General features: G+C 49.2%; 19 protein-coding genes. All 19 read right to left on the bottom strand.

Annotation, left to right across the window (positions count from 1 at the left end; genetic code table 11):
- Positions 1 to 358: 358 nt before the first annotated feature.
- Positions 359 to 2077, bottom strand: coding sequence for a LysM peptidoglycan-binding domain-containing protein (locus tag DP091_RS27220; protein ID WP_113061217.1), 1719 nt, complete (start codon positions 2075 to 2077; stop codon positions 359 to 361).
- Positions 2078 to 2240: 163 nt separating this feature from the next.
- Positions 2241 to 3125, bottom strand: coding sequence for a branched-chain-amino-acid transaminase (ilvE, locus tag DP091_RS27215; RefSeq protein ID WP_113061216.1), 885 nt, complete (start codon positions 3123 to 3125; stop codon positions 2241 to 2243).
- Positions 3126 to 4013: a prephenate dehydratase gene (pheA, locus tag DP091_RS27210; protein ID WP_113061215.1), complete on the bottom strand. Its 888-nt coding sequence runs from the start codon at positions 4011 to 4013 to the stop codon at positions 3126 to 3128. It lies immediately after the preceding gene.
- Positions 4010 to 4978 (bottom strand): homoserine kinase, encoded by a 969-nt coding sequence (gene thrB / locus DP091_RS27205; protein WP_113061214.1) that lies wholly within the window; start codon positions 4976 to 4978, stop codon positions 4010 to 4012. Before thrB ends, pheA begins: the two co-directional genes overlap by 4 nt.
- On the bottom strand, positions 4975 to 6048 hold the full coding sequence (thrC, locus tag DP091_RS27200; protein WP_076323143.1) for a threonine synthase: 1074 nt from the start codon (positions 6046 to 6048) through the stop codon (positions 4975 to 4977). Before thrC ends, thrB begins: the two co-directional genes overlap by 4 nt.
- A gap of 62 nt (positions 6049 to 6110) precedes the next feature.
- The gene (locus tag DP091_RS27195) at positions 6111 to 7397 is read right to left on the bottom strand and encodes a homoserine dehydrogenase (RefSeq protein WP_113061213.1); all 1287 of its coding nucleotides are present in this window, start codon (positions 7395 to 7397) and stop codon (positions 6111 to 6113) included.
- Positions 7398 to 7451: 54 nt separating this feature from the next.
- A complete protein-coding gene (locus DP091_RS27190) occupies positions 7452 to 7889 on the bottom strand; it encodes an ACT domain-containing protein (RefSeq protein ID WP_009594028.1) in 438 nt (145 codons plus the stop codon).
- Between the two features lie 274 nt (positions 7890 to 8163).
- On the bottom strand, positions 8164 to 8817 hold the full coding sequence (locus DP091_RS27185; RefSeq protein WP_113061212.1) for a hypothetical protein: 654 nt from the start codon (positions 8815 to 8817) through the stop codon (positions 8164 to 8166).
- Between the two features lie 47 nt (positions 8818 to 8864).
- Positions 8865 to 9617, bottom strand: coding sequence for a hypothetical protein (locus DP091_RS27180; RefSeq protein ID WP_113061211.1), 753 nt, complete (start codon positions 9615 to 9617; stop codon positions 8865 to 8867).
- Between the two features lie 24 nt (positions 9618 to 9641).
- Positions 9642 to 10400, bottom strand: a complete 759-nt coding sequence (locus tag DP091_RS27175) for a FlxA-like family protein (protein ID WP_113061210.1) — start codon at positions 10398 to 10400, stop codon at positions 9642 to 9644.
- Positions 10401 to 10420: 20 nt separating this feature from the next.
- Positions 10421 to 11728 carry an SPFH domain-containing protein gene (locus tag DP091_RS27170; protein WP_113061209.1) on the bottom strand — a complete coding sequence of 436 codons (1308 nt, stop codon included), beginning with the start codon at positions 11726 to 11728 and terminating at the stop codon, positions 10421 to 10423.
- 288 nt (positions 11729 to 12016) lie between these two features.
- Positions 12017 to 13327 (bottom strand): GTPase ObgE, encoded by a 1311-nt coding sequence (gene obgE / locus DP091_RS27165; protein ID WP_071223403.1) that lies wholly within the window; start codon positions 13325 to 13327, stop codon positions 12017 to 12019.
- A gap of 13 nt (positions 13328 to 13340) precedes the next feature.
- Positions 13341 to 14081, bottom strand: a complete 741-nt coding sequence (locus tag DP091_RS32125) for a Spo0B domain-containing protein (RefSeq protein WP_258394709.1) — start codon at positions 14079 to 14081, stop codon at positions 13341 to 13343.
- 169 nt (positions 14082 to 14250) lie between these two features.
- The gene (gene rpmA, locus DP091_RS27155; RefSeq protein WP_015734021.1) at positions 14251 to 14562 is read right to left on the bottom strand and encodes a 50S ribosomal protein L27; all 312 of its coding nucleotides are present in this window, start codon (positions 14560 to 14562) and stop codon (positions 14251 to 14253) included.
- Positions 14563 to 14579: 17 nt separating this feature from the next.
- On the bottom strand, positions 14580 to 14912 hold the full coding sequence (locus DP091_RS27150) for a ribosomal-processing cysteine protease Prp (RefSeq protein ID WP_113061208.1): 333 nt from the start codon (positions 14910 to 14912) through the stop codon (positions 14580 to 14582).
- Positions 14913 to 14925: 13 nt separating this feature from the next.
- Positions 14926 to 15237: a 50S ribosomal protein L21 gene (gene rplU, locus DP091_RS27145; protein ID WP_113061207.1), complete on the bottom strand. Its 312-nt coding sequence runs from the start codon at positions 15235 to 15237 to the stop codon at positions 14926 to 14928.
- A 161-nt stretch (positions 15238 to 15398) separates the two neighbouring features.
- Complete coding sequence (locus tag DP091_RS27140; RefSeq protein WP_113061206.1) at positions 15399 to 16634, bottom strand: Rne/Rng family ribonuclease; 1236 nt, start codon at positions 16632 to 16634, stop codon at positions 15399 to 15401.
- A gap of 117 nt (positions 16635 to 16751) precedes the next feature.
- Positions 16752 to 17615, bottom strand: a complete 864-nt coding sequence (locus DP091_RS27135) for a M50 family metallopeptidase (protein WP_113061205.1) — start codon at positions 17613 to 17615, stop codon at positions 16752 to 16754.
- Positions 17608 to 18516: a M23 family metallopeptidase gene (locus tag DP091_RS27130; RefSeq protein ID WP_113061204.1), complete on the bottom strand. Its 909-nt coding sequence runs from the start codon at positions 18514 to 18516 to the stop codon at positions 17608 to 17610. The genes DP091_RS27135 and DP091_RS27130 overlap by 8 nt, the downstream gene beginning before the upstream one ends.
- Between the last annotated feature and the right edge of the window lie 6 nt (positions 18517 to 18522).

Genomic DNA, 18522 nt, shown 5'->3' with positions numbered 1-18522 from the left:
CAACTTCTTCGTTACCGGCGAATCTCGTTCGCACCAGCAACTCTTATAATATATCATGTTTGTTTCGATAATGCAAGAGGTTTTTTTAGAAAGTTTTTTAAGTTCTTATTAAGTTCTTCAATACTCTCGTTGACCTCTATCCCATCGCAAACTTGCTGTTCGCGACTGGATTTATAATGTATCATATTTTTCGATTCGATAGCAATACATAATTTTTTCCAAATGCATCTCTTTTATAAATGGCAGTCAGCAATACCACATTACAATAGATTCATAGACAGTATGCCGGGCGAGCAAACAAAAGGGACCATGATGTGGTCCCTTTTGTTTAGCTATATCCGGTCTTCATGGATGAGTCTTACCCCTTGATCCAGGGATTGTGGCGCTTGCCTTTTGATGAACCTTGAGGCTTCCGTGATTTCTTGGCTGCTGTTCTTGTTTTATTGGCTTGCTGACGATGGACTTTAGCTCTCTCCTTGGCATTCTCTTCAATGGAAGTATCTCTGGAAACGGATGGTTCCTTATCATTCCCAACTTCACTGCCGACCAACATATTGGATTGCTCCGCTTCATATGGAGCCGACGCATTGAAAACCGAATCGAACGGGGTGTCGTTTTGCCGATCATTCCAGTTTGGTTCATATGGATTTACATATGGAGGATACGCTCCTTGAGTTCCCATGAGTGCGGACGGATGGCCGTATGTTCCAGCATTGTAGTCCATTCCACCCTGCCACGGTTGATATGGTACCGCCATGTCGGGTGCGTAATGCCCGTGTTGTAGGTACCCGTGTTGCGGCATATTGTGGTATGGAATAATTTCTCCCCCATGGCATCCACAAGGAGAGGGAACATAACCATATGTTGCCGCTGTATGCTGATGCTCAGGATATGGATGGTAATCGGAACCCACATTCCCTGTATATGATTCCGTGATCGAGAACTGGGAGTATTCCAAGCTCATGGGCTGTTCAGAAACACCCGGATATCCTGAAGGTGCATTTCCCCAGCCTTCATTATAGGATACAGGCATCGCTTCCTGCGGTATATGATGATATGGATGGACAGCTGTTCCGTATTCGGCCCCATGCCAATGTTTAGTTTCATGGCAACCACATGGTCCTTCATGATAACCACCGTATGGAGGCATCATAAATGATGGCGCCTCTTGAAAAGGAAATTCCGGACAAGGATGCGGCATCATATGAAGCGGCATCTCCGCGAACGGCGGGCATGGTTCGGCCATAGGGTGGATTGGATGAGGTAACGGCATGGTTTTGATAGGGTGCGTAAACTGCGGCTCTATTGGTTTATATGGCAGTTTGTAATCCGGTTTGTACTCTGGTTTGAATTCAGGTTTGAACTCCGGCTTGAATTCAGGCATGATTACAGGCTTTTTAAAATCCGGCAGGACATCCGGTTTCTTCACTTCTGGCAGGATCTCTGGTTTCTTGACCTCCGGCAGGATGACCGGCTTCTTGATTTCAGGTAAAATCTCCGGTTTGTGCTCTGGCTCGAATTTCTTAGGCTCCTCGGGGAATGGCGAAATCTCAGGCAGTTTCGGTAGAATCGGCGGCTCGGGCTCCTTAACTTCCGGTACAACCGGTGGCTGCTCGATCGGTGCTGTGATTTCTTCCTTCACTCCAGTGTAATCCTTGCTGCCCGGCTTCTTCTTGCCGGGGTTCGATCCACTTCCACTGCTCATCGAAACCCCGTCATCTGAGCCCGGCTCAGAATATACGCCTGATGAAGGGATGTTCACGACTTCCCCAACCAGCAGCGCATTCGGATTTTTAAGCTGCGGGTTGGCATCAATGATTTCCTTCAGGGTTACGCCCCATGCCTTCGACAGTTTCCAGAGGGAGTCCCCCTGCTTTACCGTATGCTTATGGATAATGGGTTGGCTGCCGCCTGGTACCGGAACAGGCTCTGTCGGTACTTTGATTTTGGCACCGACATCGAGCTTATTCGGATCCACCAGCTGTGGATTGGCATCGATGATTTTCGCTAAAGGAACGTCGTATTTTTTGGACAGCTCATATAGGGTGTCGCCTTCCTTGACGATGTGTATCTTCACGCCGCTAAAACCTCCTACACTCTTCTAGGCGTCATGTAATTCGCCCGCTTTCGTTACTACATCCTATGCACGGAATAGGCGATTGACATCCCTCTGGGCAAAAAAAATCCTTTCATCGACATGAAAGGATTTTTTAAGTCGTTTATTTAGCTGTCCTAAAACATTAGGTTTCCCATACTTTATAACCGTCTTGATCCACAATTTTGCGGAATTCTTCGAGCAGTTGAAGCGTAATTGGACCAGCCTGCCCTTTTCCGATCATCCGTCCGTCAATTTCACGAGCGGCGATGACCTCAGCTGCGGTTCCTGTAAAAAACACTTCGTCTGCTATATAAACGTCATGCATGCTGAAAGGCTCTTCCTTCAGTTTGATGCCGAGTTTATCGCATAAATCGATGATCGCCTGGCGCGTAATGCCTTCAAGCGCACCAAGGTAACACGGAGGCGTGGTGACCACTCCGTTTTTCACGATGAAAATATTGTCCCCTGAACCTTCCGTCACATATCCTTGTGCGTTCATCATGATTGCTTCATCCGCTCCCGCAAAGTTGGATTGGATCTTCACAAGAATATTGTTCAAATAGTTCAGTGACTTGATTTTCGGATTGAGCGCATCCGGAATGTTGCGGCGCTGGGCTACGGATACGGCCTTCAAACCGTTAAGATAAGCTTCTTCAGAGTAGATCGCCAGCTGTTCCACAATGATCAACACCGTTGGTTTAGGGCAGCGACGCGGGTCCAGACCGAGATTGCCCGCACCTCGGGATACTACGAAACGGATGTAGCCGTTTCGCATATCGTTACGCCGAATCGTCTCAGCCATAGCCTCCAGCAGCTCATCATATGCCAATGGGATGACTAAATCGATGGACTTGGCGGAATCGTACAGCCGATCCAAGTGTTCCTTGCACTTAAAGATGTTGCCGTTATATATCCGAATCCCTTCGAATATGCCGTCTCCGTACAGGAATCCATGATCAAAAACGGATACTTTTGCATTCTCTTTTGTGACGAATTCTCCATCCAGATAGATCCATTGCTCTGACATTTACTTAACCTCCATTTTCTCACTCTCGTACGCATAGCCCGGATAAGTACCCAGCACACGAACCAAACATCCCAGCGCTTCAATCTCTCCCATGGCGGCGACCAATAGAACGGAATCCGCTGCAGCCATGACATCGATGTAAAAATAGTAATTACCAAGCTTCTTCTTCGTCGGACGGGATTCAATCCGCGACAGATTCAGGCGCCGCCAAGCAAACGCCGAAAGCACCTGATGCAGCGCTCCCGGCACATCCTCTGGGAGGGTCACGAGAATGCTGGTCTTGATATGCTCCGGCGAACGGTTGACTAAAATCGGCTCGCGTCCGATTAATACAAACCGGGTGTAATTGTTATCATGGTCGGTAATACGCTCGGCAAGCACGTTTAATCCATGAGTGGCAGCGCCTAGAGTAGTGCCGATCGCCGCCCATCCCTTGCCGGGATTTTCCTTTACGATCTTAACCCCTTCCGAGGTGCTGCCTACTTGCTCCAACTCCGCCTGTGGCGCAGCCTTCGCGAGAAACTGCCGGCACTGGGCCGTTGCTACTTGGTGAGACCAAATTTTTGTGATTTTACTGTAATCCTTCGTACCGTCATTCGACTGGAACTCGGCAGCATTTCCGATCAGGTTCTGAATGGAAGGATAGACCCACTCCACCTGCATCGGCAGATCCACCTCATTGACCAACCAATCCATATGAAGGCTTACGGAACCTTCGATGGTATTCTCAATCGGAATTACGCTGTAATCGCTTTTTCCTTCTACTGTAGACATAAATACATCAGAGATCAGTTTATGGTGGACAAACTCCACCGGCTCACCGTTAAGGAGATAAAGTATCGCTTCATGAGATACCGATCCTGAGGGCAACAAGGCTATTTTTTTCATGCGGTAACTTCCCCTCTAATCATATCCAAAAAGGATCTATTGTTTATATCATCCAAGAGCTGGACGCCTTCGGCAACTGGATTCAACGGGTAGCATGAAGCCGAGATTCCTTCCGCCTTCATCGTCTCGATCAAATACGCGCTCAATTCTTCTACCCGCGAATCATTCCGATCCACCAACGCAATCATCGTCGGGCCCGCTCCGCTTAGCGCAATCCCCAGCGCTCCGTGGCTTGTCGCTTCGGCCAAAATGTGACTCATCCCTGGCACAAGCGGTACCCGATAGGGCTGATGAATCCGGTCTTGCATTGCGGCAGATATCAAGTCCAGTCTGCCTGTTGAAAGAGCCGCGGTCATCAAGGAGGACCGACTAATATTATATACAGCATCCGCTAAACTGACCTGGGCGGGCAGCGCTTCTCTTGCTTTGGATGTTGCCAATTCGAAATCGGGAATGACAACGAGCGTGCCGAGGTCCGCTGGAGGTTCAATACGTATATAATCCGCATGAGCTCCATCCCATACAGCCGTAATAATCCCTCCAAATAATGAAGCTCCCACATTATCCGGGTGCTTCTCAAGATTCGTTGCCATATCAAAAAGCTTGGAATCCGGCAGCGGTGAACCGATCAGCGCATTGGCAGCCGCCAGCGCCCCTACAATCGCCGAAGCACTGCTGCCAAGACCGCGGGTAAGCGGAATTTCGGAATACATGGAAATCTCGAGATCGGGAACGGCCTGTCCCGCTTCTTCAAATACCATCTGAGCCACCTTATAGATCAGGTTGCTCTTATCGGTCGGCAGACCGCCCATCTCATCACCATGAAGATGGAATACGGTCCGCTCCGACGCCTTCATCTCGATCCAGGAATACATAGACAATGCCATGCCGAGTGTATCGAATCCGGGTCCCAAATTAGCCGTGCTGGCCGGTACCTTCACCCGGACACCTTGGGACAAACTCATACCCGTGCAGCTCCTTCAAGCTTAGCGATAGCGTCCATTACAGCTGATTCCGTATCTGATACGACGAGCGGTTCGGCGTTCACGGTAGAAATGGCGATATTCGGATCTTTGAGCCCATGCCCTGTCAGCACACAGACTACGGACTCTCCACCTTTAAAATATCCTTCACGCTTCATTTTATAAACACCTGCGATGGAGGCAGCCGATCCTGGCTCGGCAAAAATGCCCTCACGCGATGCGATTTTGCGGTATGCTTCCAAAATTTCTTCGTCCGTCACATAATTAATCTGTCCGCCGGATTCCTCAGCGGCTGCAACCGCGGTTTTCCAGCTGGCCGGGTTCCCGATACGAATGGCAGTCGCTACCGTTTCCGGATTCGCAATAGGCTCTCCCTTCACGATGGCCATTGCTCCTTCCGCTTCAAATCCAAGCATTTTCGGCAGAGAGGACGATTTGCCCGCAGCATGGTATTCTTTAAATCCTTTCCAGTAAGCGGAGATGTTCCCTGCATTGCCGACCGGAATGGCCAGCACGTCCGGAGCTTTCCCCAACTGGTCGACGACTTCGAATGCAGCCGTCTTCTGGCCTTCGATTCGATAAGGATTCACGGAGTTCACAAGCGCTATCGGATGCTTCGCCGTAATCTCGCGCACGATTTCCAACGCGCGGTCAAAATTGCCTTCAATCGCAATGACCTTCGCTCCGTAAATCATAGCTTGGGCGAGCTTGCCCAGCGCAATATTGTTGTTCGGAATGATTACGATACAATTTAATCCGCCACGAGCGGCATAAGCTGCTGCTGCTGCAGACGTATTGCCCGTTGATGCGCACATGATGGTGCGGCTACCCTCTTCCATCGCTTTCGCTACAGCCATTACCATCCCGCGATCTTTAAATGAACCCGTGGGATTTAGCCCTTCAAATTTGAAATGCAAGTCAATTCCGAGTTCTTCGGATAGGTTCACGGCTTTGATCAGGGGGGTGTTCCCTTCCTTAAGCGTTAGAAGCGGAGTACGCTCATTCACAGGCAAATATTCTCTGTAGGTTTGAAGCAATCCTTCATACGGCATCTCTCTTGTTCTCCTTTTCTTATGAAAAAATTATATAGGTTTATTTAATGAGTTCTAATCCCTTATCCTTCAACACGATAAACACTTTTAATCCGGCGAATGACTTCCAGGCCTTCAAAATGATTCAATACTTCATCCATATTGGCTTTGCTCGCATTGTGCGTGACGATGATAATCTCTGCGTCCGGATTATGCTCGTTCGGCTGCTGGACAACGGATTCCAGGCTGACGTTATATTCGGCGAACACCTGCGTAATTTGGGCAAGCACACCTGCTTTATCGTCGACATGAAGCAAAATGAAGTTCTTATACATAATTTGCTCATCGGTTTTCAGTTTCTTCGGTTTGTAAGGAACGATGGCTTTAAGACCGTTGACGCCGAGCTTCAGATTCTTGATAACGGCAACCAGGTCCGCAACAACGGATGTAGCGGTTGGCATCTCACCTGCTCCGGCTCCGTAAAACATCGTTTCGCCTACAGCTTCTCCATATACATATACCGCGTTAAATACCCCATTCACGGCTGCAATAGGATGTCCTTTTCTAACCATCGTAGGCTGAACAGTAATGCTGAACTCATCGTCCTGACGCTCCGCTATACCCAGAAGCTTCATCTCATAACCCAAACGCTTTGCATAGGCGATATCTTCTTTGGTCACTTGCGAGATTCCCTTAACGGTGACATCCTGGAGCTCAACGTTCGTGCGGAAGCCAAGTGTGCCGAGAATCGCCATCTTGCGTGCCGCGTCCAATCCTTCAACATCGGAGGTCGGATCGGCTTCTGCATAACCCAGTTCCTGAGCTTCGGCCAGGACTTCCTCATACGATGCGCCTTCTTGACTCATCTTGGTCAGGATAAAGTTGGTTGTTCCGTTCACGATCCCCATTATCTTCATGATACGATCCGAGGAGAAGCCTTCAATCAGCGTGCGGATAATGGGAATGCCGCCAGCAACGCTTGCCTCGTAGAACACGTCGCACTGCTTCTCTTGCGCCTTGGCTAATATTTCGGCACCGTGGAGAGCCATCAGATCCTTATTCGCGGTAACGATATGCTTGCCGCGCTCAAGCGCTTCGAGAATATAGGTTTTCGTCTGCTCGATTCCGCCCATCACTTCAACAATGACATCGATCTCGGGATCGCGGATAACCGCCCATGGATCTTCCGTCAGTTTATTCTGATCCACATTGACACTGCGGTACTTCTCCAAATGTTTGACAGCGATACGTTCTATCGTAATCGGCGAACCGACCTGGCTGCTCAAATCCTCCTGATGTCCCTCTACGATGCGGACAACCCCTGTTCCTACGGTTCCTAATCCCAAAAGCCCAACTTTGACCGGTTTCATTAATACACTACCTCCTGTATCCCATCACATAGATATCTATTTAATTCGTCATAACTAACCTTGGCCTATCATCTGCACTCTTCTCACTCCAGCTATTCGCCTCAATCCGTCAAGCAGGTCATCCAACTCCTCATTCAGGCGGGAAACTTCGACGGAAATCACGACATTGGCGATTCCCTGCAGCGGAATACTTTGATGAATGGTTAACACATTCCCGCCTTCACCCGCTACCAGCCCCAGTACTTCGGATAGCATCCCCGAGCGATGTTCCATATCGATAGAAATCGTTACGATTTCATCACGTTCCAGTTGATTGATGGGATGGATTCCATCCTTGTACTTATAAAAAGCGCTTCGGCTGAGCCCAACCTGTTCAACGGCTTCATGGACCGTTCTAACGTCCCCCGATGCCAGCAATTTTTTTACTTGCATCGTCTTAACCACAGCCTCGGGAAGGATGTCTTCCCGGACCAAATAGTAGCGTTCCTTCACAAACGTCCTCTCCTCAAAGACTACTGTATTCGTATAGTGGACATTATACTGGATATACCATGTAAGGGCAATACATAAGTGTCCAGTTTTTTAGTTAACCCGATATTTATATGTCAACTCTATAGCCTATACTATATCGCAATTCAAACCGGAACACATCGATATTCACGTCAAAATTGTAAATGATGTGCAAGAAAAAGCAGTCTCCGGTATACGGAGACTGCCGATATAACATTCATGCTTTCGATTTGAGTTCAAACGCTCCGCGTGAAATCTAAGCTACAATGATCGTACCGCAGTACTCGCACTCTTTTTCCTCTTGGTGTGAAATCACGGTTCTTGCACCGCAGCCTGGACATTCCACAGACTTCGATCCAATATCCTGCTGAATCTCGGCTGGCTTTACTGACGCTCTATGCAATGAAGTGATCATCAGCACACCATTCTCAATCTTTCCGTAAGGCAGCATCCGCTCCTTGATCATAAAGTTCAAATCGCGGATCACATGGGATGGAGTTTGATTCGCTGCAATCGCAATATGATCGATGTAAATCAGACGCCGCTGCAAAACGGCCTCTGCGTAAATTCTCAACAGCTTTCGGAATTTCTTGTCTGCCAGGTCAGCAGCAACAAGCAGCAGCATGGCAGGGACTAATAGGCACAATGCCATGGCTAAATTGTCGTCTAAGAACTCCTCGCTCGTTTCGCTCGCCAGTAAAATGATCAGTGAGGTCATAATGTACGTCCCGAACAACACCCATCCGATCAGCCTTGCGTTTCTTCCCCTGTAACTGTGATGCTGTTGTGTAGGTAAAATACGAAACGCGGCAATGATCAACGCTAATGGAAAAAACACATACGTCAAGCCAATAATAAAGTAATCGAATTTTGAAAATTGCGATTTAAAAGGCTTTATTGGAAAGCTCATACCACGATCTCCTCAATGTTCTTTCTTAATCGGACGCACAACTAAAATTAAGCCACGATCACCGAACCGCAATACTCACATTCTTTTTTCTCCAAATGCGTTACGACCGACCTTGCCCCGCAGCCCGGACATTCCACGGACTTCGGCCCTGGATCGGGCTCCGCTTCGTATCGGGTTATCGGCGGTGGTTCAGCCGCAACTTGACCTAGTGAATATTGCACTTGCTGCCCGCTGCGCGAAACAAATTCTCCTTGGAATGAAGACGGGGATCTCCTCTGCAAGGAGGGGATGATGACAACTCCGTTGTCCAGCTTTCCATTAGGCAGCATATGCCGTTCAAACATGAACGTGATATCTCGGACGGCATGGGCCGGCTTTTGCCTTGCCTCTCGAGCGATATGGACAATTTGGACGAGCCCTCTTTGCATTATGGCATTCGAATAAAATTGCAGCAAACGGTTGAATTTCTTATCTTCTTTCTTACCGATCCACAGTATGATGATGGCTGGAACCAGTATAATAACGCCCCATACGATGGAAGCGGAATAGAGGCCGTCGACATCTTTATCATCAATAGTGGCGAGGATCATAAGCAATTCAATGATTCCATAGGTTATGACCAGAACCCACCCGAAGAGCCGGTTGTTTCTTCCCTTACAGTGGTTATGACGATGGGTGACAAGCACCCGAACAGCCGCCAGCACAATGGCCAGCGGAAAAAATAGAACCGCCAGCGCAATAATGAAAAAATCCATGGTCGTGAACTTCTGTTTAAAGCGCTTCAGATCAGACGCTCCCATATTCTATCCCCTCTATCATCTGCATTAGGTTGATCCCGCTTTCGCCTTCAGAAGTTCGGTGTTGCGATCCTGTACCGTTCTCAGGATATCACGGATGATGTGAACGGTTTGCTCTGCCAGCTCATCGCGTTGCTCTGCTTGCGTCTCCCCGATCAACGCCACTTGGTCCTCCAACAATGCGATTTTTTGCTGGATCATATGCTCCACTTCATATAAAGAGGTATGCGTGATAGGATCGCTATAACGAAGCGTTTCCTCCAGCTCGGCCATCTGCCGGTCTAACGAATGAATGTTCTCTCCTGGCATCTCACCTAGTTTCCTTCGGATTCCCCCGATCCAGGCCACCGTCTCTTTCTGAACCGCCAGATGATCACTTTCCTTTCGTTCATGAGCTCCTGCATATTTTCCCGCCAGAGCTATCAGTCCCAAAACCACCGAGAACCCCAGGAAGGTTATAAGATGAATCATAAGATACGAAGATTCAGGCAGCTTAAATAAATACCCCAGCAGAATGACCTCCAGCAAAACGGAAATGGCATAGACTCCTATAATGACGCCCGAAGCAATATAAAAAGGAGCTCCTGGCGAAGCCGCTTTTCGCCGGTGGACAACAAAACCGATAAAGACGAGAATGGCCGCCTCGGCGCATCCGAGAGCGATGCCCGATATCCAAGCATTCAGCTGAACGATCCCTCCGATCAATCCGAACAGAAGGATGGTTAAGACCGAAAGCACTGCCGCAGCCAGCCATAATCCGTTTCGACTTGTGGTTCTTGTACTCACTCTATTCCCTCACTTTCGCTTCACATCAATTTATGTCCGCACTCCATGCAAAACTTCTGACCCGGTTTGATCTCATGATGACATCCAGGACATGTTAGCGCATGGCTTGACCCGCAGTGCGGGCAAAACTTGGCTTCCGCATCCACCAGTTCACCGCATGCCCTGCAAGGCATAGGAAGCACTGCACCGCAATCCGGACATTCGACGGCACCGGCGGGGTGGTCATGGCCACATTTAGGGCATGCATGGTAAGGGTCACCGCAGTGAAGGCAAAACTTGGCATTCGGAGGCAGTGGCTGCCCGCAATCGTTGCATTGAAGGGTTCTCGTCAGTTCCTCCTCTGCCTGTACCTGAAGCGATTGTCCGCATCCCGAACAGAATCGCGCTTCTTCCGCGCTCAGTGTTCCACACTGGGTACATGCCTTTTGTTGGATATGGGGCTCATTCTTTCCTGGATCCTTCGAACCCTCAAACATTTTCCCCACGGTCTCGTACATCGGACCAACCATCCCAAGTCCCATACCCAGTCCGGTTCCCATGACCGCTGCCGGGCTGCCGGGATTCTTTGCCGCCCCCTCCAGCGTATTAAAGGTTCTTTCTTGATGATAGGTATATCCGATGATGTCCATCTCCGCTTTCTTTGCCAACGCTTCCTTGATTCGAACAGCTGCCGGGTCGTTCTCCGGTATGTTGATGGAATCCACATAGAAATTCAACAGGGTAATCCCCATTTCTTCGAATGAGGGCGCAATCGCTTCCATGATATGCTTCGATATTTCCGCTATGTAAGCATTGATCTCCACAACGCTGATTTTTTTGCGAACGATATAGGAGGATATGATTTCTGTTATATTGGACATCAGTACACCGCGATAATATTTAATCAGTGTGCTTTGGTCAAAAGTCGGCAGTGTGCCAACCATGGTCGCCAGAAACTTTCGCGGATCGCTGATCTGTACGCCGAATTGGCCGAAAGCCCGGACCGATACGATGATATTGTATTTTGGATCTTGCAGCTGGATCGGCGAGCTGGTCCCCCATTTCACGTCCAGCGAACGAAGTTTGTTCACAAACCAGACTTCTGCCGTAAAGGGAGACTTCCCGCCGAATGGAAGATTGATCACATTGGATAATATCGGTATATTCGCCGTACTCAGTGTATGCCGCCCAGCCGAGAAGGAATCCAGGGCTTGACCACCCTTATACAGAATTGCCTCCTGTGTCTCATGAACAATGAGTTGGGTCCAAGTGCCTAACTCCTGATTCGGATAACGCCAGGCGAACACATCCGGCGGTCCTTCGTATCTTACAACTTCAATAATAGCCATAGTTCTACTCTCCTTTATACACCGTTCCTTCCATCCTGATAGTCTATGGAAAAGGACTATTGTACTACCATTGTATACGATTTACCCGATATGTGGATGCAAAATTTGGAAACCTACGCGGAAAAAAGATATCTCTGAACAACTTCATAGCAGGTGCCATGAACCACAAAGCATGTTTACATTGATATCGATTCACGGGTACACAACTTCCTCTCATAAAAAAAATACCGCCCAGCCTGCTGTTAAACAGACCTTGCGGTATTTTCCTACAAACGTATTTTCTGCGCATTAATAGTAGCTGCTGCCTTCAACAAATTCAAATTCGAAATCACCAATTCGTACAATGGTGCCTTCTGTCGCGCCTCGTTTCCGAAGCTCTTCATCGACGCCCATATGACGCATCGTTCTTGCAAGCTTCAGAATGGCATCATGCGAATTCATCTGCATCCGTTTCAGCATCCGCTCAATTCGCTCGCTATGCACCACATACATCTCATTATCCCTAGTAACGGTGAAGGAGTTGTCGTTCTGCGCTTTGAATTTATAAACCTTGCGCTCGGAAACCTCGGATACTTCTTCAATGGCCGGCTCGTCCGGAATGCTCTCCAGCACATCGATCGTGCGGTAAAGAAGTTCCTGAATACCCTGACGGGTCAGCGAGGAGATTGGCATGACCTCGATGTCCGGACGAATCTCTTTCAGTTTCTCTTTGAAAGCCGCTAAATACTCTTCGGCCTCCGGCATATCCATTTTATTAGCGGCTACGATTTGCGGCCGTTCGACCAGAACCGGGTTGTAGAGCCTGATTTCATCATTGATTTTTTCCCAGTCCTCAAACGGATCCCTTCCTTCCGTGCCTGCCATATCCACGACATGGACAATGACACGTGTTCTTTCCACGTGCCGGAGGAATTCGTGACCAAGTCCTACGCCTTCATGAGCACCCTCAATCAAACCAGGCAGGTCAGCCATGACAAAATTGCGACCGTCTCCAACCTCAACAACTCCCAAATTCGGCGTTATGGTCGTAAAGTGGTATGCGCCGATTTTGGGCTGAGCCGCAGATACGACGGACAACAAGGTTGACTTGCCTACACTTGGGAACCCGACGAGACCTACATCAGCCATCACTTTAAGTTCCATGGTTACGTAACGCTCTTCGCCTTCCTCGCCGTTCTCGGCAAGCTCAGGTGCCGGATTGTTCGGGGTAGCAAAGCGGATATTTCCTCGCCCTCCACGGCCTCCTCTGGCAACAACTACCTGTTGACCGTGACGGGTCAAATCGCCAATCACCTCACCGGTATCGTCATCCGTTAAGATGGTACCCGGCGGGATACGGACAATCATGCTATCCGCATTGGCACCATGCTGACTTTTATTGCGGCCTTTTTCCCCGCGCTTGGCCTTGAAATGCTTCTGGTAACGGAAATCCATCAACGTCCGCAGTCCTTCGTCCACCCGGAAAATCACGTCGCCGCCCTTACCGCCGTCGCCGCCGGCAGGACCGCCTTCAGGAACGTATTTCTCTCGACGGAACGCAATGAGACCATCACCGCCGTCTCCGCCTTTTACATATACTTTTGCCTTATCTACAAACATGAAATCACCTTCCTCAAGTCACAAACGGCAAATACAAACGATACGAGGCCTCCCCCGGATCCGTTTGTTCTACCCGAATGCCTCTGCCTTTTACGGATTGTTCAATCTGAAGCTTCAAGCTGTCCGGGTCTCCAAAGGATCCTTCTCCTTGTGCCCATACCATCAGCTCTTGTTCTTGCTGCATAAATGTTAATGTTAACTGCCGGGTATCCCCCCAAGACGCTTTTCCGCTCAATTGAAAAGCTCTCACCGTTTGAATGATAGCTTCGGTAAAAGACTCCGCCGTTTGTGGCGATACTTTGTCTTCCAGTTGCACCTGGTCCACAACTTCAACGTCGAGCTGCAGATTATTGCTGTACGTACGGTATGAATGTAAATAAAAAACCAGCGAAGGAATGCCCAGCTTAGAGATTCTGCTTTCCGTCGCCATCCTGTCCTTTATTCTTTCCACAGAACCCGCTGTTTTATCAAGCTTTCCAAGTTGAATGTAGCCGTACAAAATTTGAAGCTCATTCATCCAATCATGACGATGGTGATTCAGCATCTGAATCGCCGTCTGCTCCACATTCCGAATGATGGCTTGCTGCCTACGCTCCTCCGATTTCCGGACAAGCCAAGCTCCGCAGGCAGACGCAGCGATAGCCCAAACCGTTAACACTGCTCCTGCAGCCAAAGTCGGTTTCCATACCATCCATGCCACGGGTATTACGGAGGTTAACCCCGCCCCAGCTGCTATCCATTTCCAGGATTTCATCGCTTCTCCTCGTCTTTCAACAGCAATTGGTTACATTCACCAAATCCCAGTATATCATAGACCTTCAGGACGGTTCATCCCCTGGATGATGATCTTTGCGTTATTTACAAAAAAAGAAGCCCCGGCAACGATGCCGAAAGGCTTCCTCTGTATGCAGCATAAGAAACAATTAAGCTTCTACTGCAGCCGCTACTGGAGCGACATCAACCGGGTAGACGCTCACTTTCTTGCGATCACGACCCCAACGTTCAAATTTCACAACGCCGTCAACTTTCGCAAACAAAGTATCGTCTTTACCGATACCTACGTTCGTGCCTGGATGAATTTTCGTTCCGCGTTGGCGAACCAAGATGCTGCCGCCAGTCACTGCTTGACCGTCTGCACGTTTCACACCAAGACGTTTCGATTCGCTATCGCGACCGTTCTTTGTGGAACCTACACCTTTTTTCGATGCGAATAACTGAAGATCCAATTTCAACATGTTGTCTACCTCCTTCTTCAAGTAGTCAATTCCTGTATTCTTATATACTTGCCGTATGAATCGGCAATTCCCTGTAACATAACAACCATGGATTCGAGAAGCAGTTGAACTTGTCCCGAGACGGAGTCGTTTGCCGTCGGCGGAAGATTCGCACTAAGAAAGCCGCCCTTCATCTGGGTCTCCATAACAGTTCCGGTTAACGCTTCAATGGAATTGACCGTTCCCACTGTAATGCTGGAAACTCCAGCACATACAATATCTTCTCCAGGATCGGCATATCCCGCGTGCCCCGTTACCTTAAAGCTATGGATCCGTCCATCACTCCCGCGCAGTACTTGTACAGTAATCAATTACCGCACCTACTTACGCTTGGATTTTCTCGATGGTTACTTTAGTGTAAGGTTGACGATGACCTTGCTTCTTGTGGTAGTTCTTCTTCGGCTTGTATTTGTATACAACGACCTTACGGCCTTTACCGTGCTTCTCTACCTTTGCAGTTACAGTCGCACCGGAAACAACCGGCGTACCTGTTACCAACCCGTCCTCTTTGGATACGGCCAGTACACGGTCGAAAGTCACGCTCTCGCCGTCACCTGCAGTCAGCTTCTCGATGAACAATACGTCGCCCTCTTGAACTTTGTATTGTTTACCACCTGTTTCGATAATAGCGTACATTTGCTTGCACCTCCCTATGTCTCAGACTCGCCTAGTATAAGGTGTCCGTCCTAAGCAGGAACGTCCTTGCTAACCCAACCGGAGCGGTTACAGCATGTGCAGCAAACCATCACTAGACACATACCCAATGATAATATCATATTCCATGTTCACCGTCAACATCATTGTTCGATGACAACGCCTCTGCCCCCGCAAGCCCCGCAAGGCTTGGCAAACGGGAGCGAAGAGCTTTCCCTGGCTTTTTTGCGGGTCATTTCCAGCAGTCCCAGCTTGGTCCAGCCCACCACAAAGCTCTTGGTGCGGTCCTTGCGCATTACAGCCTCCATGGCAGAAACAACCTGCTCCCGGTGCTCTTCACGATCCATATCGATGAAATCAACGATGATAATGCCTCCGATATCCCAGAGCCGCAAAATTCTTGCAATCTGCTGCGCCGCCAGAAGATTCGTCTTCAGCACCGTCTCCTCGAAATTATCACCACCGATATATTTGGCTGTGTTGACATCCATGATGGTCATGGCTTCCGTCTGATCAACAACGATGGTCACACCTTCCGGAAGCGTGATTTTCCTTGCAAAGCCGGCTCTCATCTGCTCGTCCAACCCGTAAGCTTGAAAAATCGGACTTCCTTCCGAGTAATATGTAACCTTAGGCTCCATACCGGGGACGGTTTCCTTCAGATAGCTTTTGGTCTCTTCGCCTTTAAGCTTGCTGTCGATCACAAGTTCGTCATGAAGCGGATCAAAGGCATCGCGGAGAAAACGCTGCAGCAGACCTAAATCGCGATGAAGCAGCGCCGGAGCAGAAGAAAACTCGGCCTTGTCGAGAATTCGCGCCCACTCTTTTCGCAGATACTCAAGATCTCCCTTAAGGAATTCCAGAGGCTCGTCCTCCGATACCGTTCGGATAATGATCCCCTCTTCATCCGTGCGAAGCTGTTCGCCGATACTCTTCAGCCTTGCTCTCTCCGCATCGCGTCCAATTTTCTTGGAGACGGCAACGTAATCCGCAGTCGGCATGTACACCATGCATCTGCCAGGCAGCGAAAAATGGGTAGTGACCCGCGCCCCCTTGCCGCCTCTCGGTTCCTTCATCACCTGCACGATCAATTCCTGGCCTACCGTTAGCAGCTCCGAGATGGACGGCTTCTGTTTGGGCTGCTTCTCTAAATGAGGATGGAGCACATCATCAATATATAAAAATGCATTCTTTTTCAGCCCGATATCTACAAAAGCCGCCTGCATCCCCGGCAGCACATTTACGACCCTGCCCTTATAAAAACTGCCGACTACACTTTGCTCACGACTCCGCTCAACGGCGAATTCCGCTAACCTCCCATCTTCGATGAGGGCCATCTGAATGGTCTCATGTTCACAATGAACTATCATTTGCCTCATGGCTTCACCCCTCAAATGGAAGACGATATTCTATTTTTTATCCTAACACAATCCCAGATGATTTGAATGGATAAAGAATCATGGCCCGCCCTGCGTCTTCCTCATGATGTTTACGATTTACGCATACCAGGGCGGACCATTTGATGCAAAATAAGAAGAAATCACATGCTGCTCCGGAACAACGGCAAGCAGGCTGCCTCGTCCGCTCATGACATAAATCAGATGATACTTCTCTCGTTTAAATAGACGCATAATATCATCCAAAGGTTTCGAAGAATCTGCAACGATTGGCTGCGCAGGACCGAGTCCATCCAAATTTCGTCCATAAATCTCGCTCCGATTGACCAAAAATCTTAAAAACCGGTAATGCACATTCCGATAGTCTTCAAAATTGGAATACGCTAAAAAGAGGCCGATCATCAGCACATTTAAACGGATACCGCCGCCGGAAAATAACGGCTGCAAGCCATATCCGATCATGATCAAGCTGCACAAAATGCCAGCGCGGGAAGCCCACAGCAAGGTCGCATGATATGGGGCGAGCAAGCTGATGACCGCTTGCAGCACTTTGCCCCCGTCCAGCGGAAGAATCGGAAGTAGGTTAAACAGCGCGATGATGAGATTCCCCTGAACGATATAAGACAACAGCTGCTCGTCTCCCCACCCCGCCCATCTGCACATCAGGGTAATTCCAATCATGATGACATTTTGCAGCGGACCCGCAAGCGCAATGATGATTTCCTTCATTGCAGTCATCCTGCCGTCATCTTCAATGACAGCAACGCCGCCGAAGGGCAGCATCTGAATGGCTCGTACCTTGAACCCCATCGCTGCCGCTGCGGCGGCGTGTCCCAATTCATGAATAAACACGATAATAAACAGGGTCAGCAATTCCAAAAAACGACCGGTGAATACGGAGGCCAGCATGACAATAACAAAGAGAGGATGCAGCGACAATACCGTTCCCTTAAACTTAATCAAACGGAATCACTTCCGCCGGATCGATACCTCGATCCCCCTCTTTCAGTTCGAAATAAAGGGAGGGCGGGCTGCCTGAGCTTGAAGACGCCAATGTGCCGACAATATCTCCACCTTGAACCCAATCGTTTACCTTAAGTCCCGTTTCTGCAAGCCTGCTGTATATCGCCTTTCTCTCTCCTGTATGCTGTATGAGAATGGAGATCCCATTCTCGGGATGTTCTTTAACCTCAAGCACGCGTCCGGTCTCTATACTCTTAACCGCCCGGTCCGCTAAAGAACCCCCTCCGGCTTCCAAAACGATGCCCTTCAGATCCACGGCAAAGGATTGGACCATCTTTCCGGAAAGCGGAGGAACTAAAGAAGTCCCGGCATTCACCTTCGTCGAGTGCTCGTCGGTTTGTCCAAAAATCGGAATGAAGGAAGGCGCGCTTCCAAAATGCTCCTCGTACCATACCTGGGCAGCCTGGAAATCCATCTCATGGCTCAGCCCCTCAACGATAAAAGCTTGCGTACGAAGAGCCCACGGCTGCTGAAACGAAAATACCCCCCATGCCAATCCAAACACCAGCGCACTGACGATGATACGGCGCACTAAGCCCGACAGAAACGAAGCTTTTCTTGGCGGTTCCTCTGGATCACCGGGTTCCGGCGCACCATACCAACCGCGGTGCCTTTGCTTCCAAAGCCGCTCGGGATCCGGTTCGCTCTCTGCAAGAAGCGGGGATGAATTCGACCTGTGCTCCTGAATAAAGCCTGTCTTGTGAAGACTGGGATGGGCAGGCTTTTTCTCGGGAACGGGCCCCCATGGCGACTTATCATGCAGCGCCGGTGACGATTCCCCTTCCAGCAGCTCGCGAATGCGGGCTTCTCTTCGGTTCTTAACTGAAGTTTTGATGTCCATTGTTCT

Source organism: Paenibacillus sp. MDMC362 (assembly GCF_003269305.1).
Lineage (GTDB): Bacteria > Bacillota > Bacilli > Paenibacillales > Paenibacillaceae > Paenibacillus_AQ.
The sequence above is the reverse complement of the archived record's forward strand: the minus strand, read 5'-3'. Positions and strand labels throughout refer to the sequence as shown.